Source organism: Pseudomonas edaphica (genome assembly GCF_005863185.1).
GTDB lineage: Bacteria > Pseudomonadota > Gammaproteobacteria > Pseudomonadales > Pseudomonadaceae > Aquipseudomonas > Aquipseudomonas edaphica.
Genome location: NZ_VBVZ01000410.1, coordinates 1 through 5,592, shown reverse-complemented (window position 1 = coordinate 5,592; position 5,592 = coordinate 1). Strand labels below are relative to the sequence as shown.

The following is a 5,592-nucleotide window of genomic DNA, read 5'->3' as shown; positions in this document are numbered from 1 at the left end:
CAGCAAGACTGCAACTGATAAACCGCTTTCGCAGGCAAGCCAGCTCCCACACTTGACCTAGTTCATCCAGTTGCCGCCGTCGACATTGTAGGTCTGGGCCACGATGTAATCGGCATCTTTGGAGGCCAGGAAGATCGCCATGCCGGTCAAATCCTCAGCCGTGCCCATGCGCCCGAACGGCACTTCGGCCCCAACCCTTTGTTTCTTCTCGCCAGGCGCCAGCCCTTCATGCCTGGCAAACAGCGCATCCACGCCATCCCAGTGCTCGCCATCCACCACGCCCGGCGCGATGGCATTGACGTTGATACCCTGCTTGATCAGGTTCAAGCCCGCTGACTGCGTGAGGCTGATCACCGCCGCCTTGGTCGCACAATACACCGCCACCAATGCCTCGCCGCGCCGCCCCGCCTGGCTGGCCATGTTGATGATCTTGCCGCCGTGGCCCTGGCGGATCATCTGGCGGGCCGCGGCCTGCAAGGTGAACAACGTGCCGCCGACGTTGATCGAAAACAGCCGGTCAAAGCTGTCGCGAGTGATATCGACGATGGGCGCCAAGTCGAACAGTGCGGCGTTGTTGATGAGGATATCGAGTTTGCCGGCATGGGCCACCATGGTGGCAATCGCGCCGTCGATGGAGGCTTGATCCGTGACGTCCATCGCGACCGCGTAAGCCAGTGGCCCCAGTTCGGCGGCTGTGGCCTGCGCGCGTTGCAGGTTGATATCGGCAATGGCAACCGTTGCGCCTTCAGCGATATAAGCCTGGGCAAAGACGCGGCCAATACCGCGCGCCGATCCGGTGATCAGCGCGCTTTTACCTTCGAGTCGTTTCATAAGGAAGTCCTGTTTACTTAGGATAACCGGCGCGTTTCATTTCGCGTTCGGTGGTGGACTGAGCCTCAAGCAGCGCCTGGTCAACCGTCATGCCGCCGGTAAGCGCCGCCGAGAACAGCTTGCCCACCGAGGTGCCGATGGCCTGGAACTCCGGGATGGTCACGTACTGAACGCCCACATACGGCACCGGCTGGGCCGACGGGTGCGCAGGGTCGGCGTGTTTCATCATTTCCAGCGTCACCTGGGCAAACGGCGCGGCCTTCAGGTAAGCCTCGCTGTAGGTGGACTGGCGAGTGCCCGGTGGTACGTTGGTGATGCCTTCTTTGTCGGCGACCAGTTGGATGTAGTCCTTGGAGGTGGCCCAGGCAATAAAGGCCTTGGCGGCGTCCTTGTGTTTGGACGTGGCCGGGATGGCCAGGGACCAGGCATAGAGCCAGGAAGAGCCTTTGTCGGTGACTTCGGTCGGCGCGGCGGCAAACCCTACACTGTCGGCCACTTTGCTCTGGGTTTTGTCGGTGGTGAACGAGCCAGCGACGCTGGCATCCACCCAGATCGCGCACTTGCCGCTGTTGAACAGCGCCAGGGTTTCGTTGAAGCCGTTGCTGGAGACGCCTGGCGGGCCGTAGTTTTTCAGGGTGTTGACGTAATAGTTGGCGGCGGCCGTCCATTCAGGGCTGGTCAGCTGCGGCTTCCACTGTTCGTCGAACCAGCGTGCGCCAAAAGCGTTGGCCATGGTGCTCAACAAGGCGATGTTCTCGCCCCAACCCGCTTTGCCACGCAGGCACATGCCGTATTGGTCTTTATCTTTTACCGTGAGTTTGGCGGCAAACTCACCGAGCTGAGTCCAGGTCGGGTGCGCAGGCATGCTCAGCCCCGCTTGCTTGAACAAGTCTGTGCGGTAGTAGGTGACCGTGCTTTCACCATAAAACGGCAACGCGTGCAGGGTGTTGTTGACCGACAAGCCTTGGCGCACCGAAGGGAAAATATCCTCGGCGTCATAGTTGGCAGGCAGTTCGGTCAGCGGTTCCAGCCAGTGTTTGGCGCCCCACAATGGCGTCTCGTAGGTGCCGATGGTCAGCACATCGAATTGCCCGCCCTGGGTGGCGATATCGGTGGTGAGGCGTTGGCGCAGCACGTTTTCTTCGAGCACCACCCAATTGAGCTTGATGTCCGGGTGCTGCTGCTCGAACACCTTGGACAGGCGCTGCATGCGGATCATGTCACTGTTGTTGACTGTGGCGATGGTCACGGTGTCGGCGGCGTAGCTGGGCATGGCCAGCGCCAGGCCAGTCAGCAAGAACAGCGCGTGTGGGAGCTTGAGCATGGCGGTATCCACCTGTTGTTTTTGTTGTTGAGTTGCGATTACAGCAGCTTGGTCAAGGCCTCACAAACGAATGGCGAATGCGCTGCTGATACTTTTTTAACCCGCACTTGAAAGTCAAAAAAGTATCAGTGCCGGGCAAAACCTGGGGTAGCGTACTGATTGCCGGTACGCGTATTTTGGCGTTATCCAATGTATAAGAGGCATTACCGTGCCCGTCAGCCGCGACAAACTATTCGAACATCGCCCCGCCGAACTCGAAGTGATCCTGCCCGAGCCGGACCACTGTTTTCGCTGGTTCGAACATGACTACCCGTATGACCTGGCGCGCTGGAACCACCACCCCGAGTTTGAGATCCACCTGATCCGCCAAGGCAGTGGCAAGTTGGTAGCGGGCGACTATATCGGTGCGTTCAGCGCCGGGCATGTGGCGCTGATCGGCCCCGACCTGCCCCACGACTGGATCGGCGACCTGGCCCCTGGCGAATACCTGACTGGCCGCGACGTGGTGCTGCAATTCGACGGCGCCGCCCTGCTCGCGCTGCGCAAAACCCTGCCGGAACTCGGCGACTTGCAGCCGCTGTTCGAACAGGCCCGACGCGGCCTGGAATTCACGGGTGAGACCGCCGTGCAGGCAGCCGGGTTGATGGAAGCCATCGGCAACGCCCAAGGCCTGCAACGGTTGATCCTGTTCCTGCAACTGCTCGACACGCTAAAAAATGCACCTCAGCCGCAGGTAAAGGCGCTGACCAGCCCCTGCTACGCGCCAACCCTGGATGCGCGCAGCGCCGAACGCATCAACAAAGCCTTCGATTACCTGATGCGCGAGCTGACCGGCGACTTGCGCCTCTCGGTCATCGCCCAGCAACTGCAGATGAGCGAGCCCGGCTTCTCACGCTTCTTCAAACGCAACACCGGTCACGGGTTTATAGACCTGATGCGCAAGTTCCGCGTGCAACGCGCCTGCCGCCTGTTGCTGCAAAGCGACATGTCAGTGGCGGACATCTGCTTTGAAGTGGGCTACGCCAACCTGTCCAACTTCAACCGGCACTTTCGCATCGAGATGCACCAGACGCCGAGCGAGTATCGACGCGAAACCGCGATGCATTTATTCAACCGAATCGAGAAATTGACACCCAGCCAATTTTGACCAAAAGGTCGACTAATCCCTGTTTTTTCCATACTGCTCAACCCTTTGAGCAAAGTTGGTACGCCACGTGCAAACGTTTGCGGAACGAACTTGGCCGCCAAGTTCACCACTACCCGCAGAAACGGGTTCCAACCGCGTAAGAATAGGGATTTTCAATGCACCTCACCTCAAGGCGTCCCGCTTGTTTTGGTGTTTCCTTGCTACTGGCCGCCGTTACGGGAGTACTCAGCGCACCCATTTTGGCGCAGCAAAAACCCACCGATGACTCAGCACAGGGCGAAACCCTCAGCCCTGAAACCAAAAGCCCGGAAGCCAGCCCGGTAAAAAAAGGCGTGTACATGTCGGACTGGTTCAACCAGGACCTGACCCTGATCGGCAGCAAAGACATCAGCTTCGGCCCCAAGCCGCAGGATGATGTGTACCTGGAATACGAGTATTTCGGCCGCAAAGGCCCGTTCGAGCTGTATGGCTATATCGACGTGCCGAAAATCCTCGGTATCGGTAACAGTAATGACAAAGGCGCGTGGGACCATGGCTCGCCGGTGTTCATGGAACATGAGCCGCGTATCTCCATCGACTACCTGGCCGGCCGCAGTTTGGCCATCGGTCCGTTCAAGGAATGGTATGTAGCCTTTGACTGGATCTACGACCACGGCAGTAACAAGTCCAACCGCGCCAACACCTTGTACAGCGGCCTGGGCACCGACATCGACACCCATTCGCGGGTCAACCTGTCGGCCAACTTCTATGGGCGCTACCAGTGGGAAAACTATGGCGCGAGCAACGAATACTCGTGGGACGGCTATCGTGCGCAAATGAAATACATCGTGCCCATCAGCAGCTTCGATAACGGTGCCTCGCTGACCTACATCGGCTTTACCAACTACGATTTCGGCTCGGACTTGCACAAGGACAACCCGGCGCGCACCGCCAATTCATTGGTGGCCACCAACGTGCTGTTGTATTCGTTCACCCACCTGCGCTTCACCCTGGTCGGTCGTTACTTCCACAACGGCGGCAACTGGGAGGATGGCAGCGAGCTGAATTTTGGCGAAGGCAACTTCCGCGCCCGCTCGGATGGCTGGGGCTACTACGCCGGTGTCGGTTACCAATTCTGATCAAGGAGCTATAGATGAACATGCTTACCCGTCTCTCGATGGCCATCGGCCTGGCCTTTTTGCCCCACGTGGTGCTGGCCGATGCTGCGGCGCCGATCAAACCCAAAGTGATGCTGATCACCATGTTCGCCCCCGAGGCGCAAACCTGGATCGACCGCCTGGAACTCAAGCAGGAAGTCCGTGTGCCAGGCCTGTCGGCCGAATACCCGGTGATCCGCTGCAACACCCAGGACGTGTGCCTGCTGGTGACCGGCATGGGCCAGACCAACGCCGCCGCGTCCACACTGGCCCTGGCGTTGTCGCCCAAGTTCGACCTGCGCCAGAGCTACTTCCTGATTGCCGGGATCGCCGGCATCAGCCCTAAACACGGAACCATCGGCACCGCCGCCTGGGCGCATTACCTGGTGGAGTTCGGCACCCAATGGGAGCTGGATTCGCGCGATGCGCCTAAAGACTGGCCAACCGGTTACATCGGCATCAACACCAAAGGCCCCAACGAAAAACCACCGTTGGACTACAAGACCGAAGTATTCGAGCTGAACCCGAAGTTGCAGGCCAAGGCGTTTGCCCTGTCGCAAAAGGTAGAGCTGAGCGAAAGCAAGGAATCCAGCGCCTGGCGTAAACACTACCCGGCCGCACCGGCCAACCAGCCGCCGCAAGTCACGCGCTGCGACACTTTGGCGGGCAACACCTGGTTCTCCGGCACACGCCTGAGCGAACGCGCCGAGGTCTGGACCAAGTTGCTCACCGACAATAAAGGCGAGTACTGCACCACCCAGCAGGAAGACAACTCCACCTATGAAGCCTTGCTGCGCGCCAGCCGTGAAGGGTTGGTGGATATTCAGCGCTTGGCGGTGGTGCGTGCCGGCTCTGATTTCGACCGGCCGTATCCGGGCTACAGCGAGGTGGACAACTTGCTGAAGTATGCCGACCAGGGTGGGTTTGTACCGGCGTTGGAGAACCTGTACCGCACGGGCAATCCGCTGGTACAGGCGATCCTGAAGAACTGGTCGGCCTGGGAAAAAGGCGTCCCTGAAGCCTAGTAAAAATCAAAATGTGGGAGCTGGCTTGCCTGCGATAGCAGTGGATCAGTCAATCATTCTCTGACTGACAGACCGCCATCGCAGGCAAGCCAGCTCCCACACTTTTAAGTCACGGGGTGGGCTACATTC

Annotated in this window: 5 protein-coding genes; 3 read left to right on the top strand and 2 right to left on the bottom strand. The window is 59.3% G+C overall.

The annotated features are described in order from the left end of the window. Window positions 1–57 precede the first annotated feature (57 nt). Together FEM54_RS22775 and FEM54_RS22770 are read right to left on the bottom strand one after the other, a co-directional pair. Window positions 58–831 carry an L-iditol 2-dehydrogenase gene (locus FEM54_RS22775; protein ID WP_138453164.1) on the bottom strand — a complete coding sequence of 258 codons (774 nt, stop codon included), beginning with the start codon at window positions 829–831 and terminating at the stop codon, window positions 58–60. Window positions 832–844: 13 nt separating this feature from the next. Continuing rightward, the gene (locus FEM54_RS22770) at window positions 845–2,155 is read right to left on the bottom strand and encodes an ABC transporter substrate-binding protein (RefSeq protein WP_138453161.1); all 1,311 of its coding nucleotides are present in this window, start codon (window positions 2,153–2,155) and stop codon (window positions 845–847) included. A gap of 208 nt (window positions 2,156–2,363) precedes the next feature. Here FEM54_RS22770 and FEM54_RS22765 point away from each other — a divergent pair, with 208 nt between their 5' ends. The 3 genes from FEM54_RS22765 (at window position 2,364) to FEM54_RS22755 (ending at window position 5,463) form a co-directional block, all read left to right on the top strand. Further along, complete coding sequence (locus FEM54_RS22765; RefSeq protein WP_138453159.1) at window positions 2,364–3,302, top strand: AraC family transcriptional regulator; 939 nt, start codon at window positions 2,364–2,366, stop codon at window positions 3,300–3,302. Window positions 3,303–3,457: 155 nt separating this feature from the next. Next, a complete protein-coding gene (locus tag FEM54_RS22760) occupies window positions 3,458–4,420 on the top strand; it encodes a nucleoside-specific channel-forming protein Tsx (RefSeq protein ID WP_017139612.1) in 963 nt (320 codons plus the stop codon). A 14-nt stretch (window positions 4,421–4,434) separates the two neighbouring features. Further along, entirely contained in the window at window positions 4,435–5,463 is a 1,029-nt protein-coding gene (locus FEM54_RS22755; protein ID WP_017139613.1) for a purine-nucleoside phosphorylase, read from the top strand. The last annotated feature ends 129 nt before the right edge of the window (window positions 5,464–5,592 follow it).

Coding starts and splice junctions, on each gene's coding strand:
- FEM54_RS22770 (WP_138453161.1), bottom strand. CDS start 2,155: ATGCTCAAGCTCCCACACGCGCTGTTCTTGCTGACTGGCCTGGCGCTG.
- FEM54_RS22760 (WP_017139612.1), top strand. CDS start 3,458: ATGCACCTCACCTCAAGGCGTCCCGCTTGTTTTGGTGTTTCCTTGCTA.
- FEM54_RS22755 (WP_017139613.1), top strand. CDS start 4,435: ATGAACATGCTTACCCGTCTCTCGATGGCCATCGGCCTGGCCTTTTTG.
- FEM54_RS22775 (WP_138453164.1), bottom strand. CDS start 831: ATGAAACGACTCGAAGGTAAAAGCGCGCTGATCACCGGATCGGCGCGC.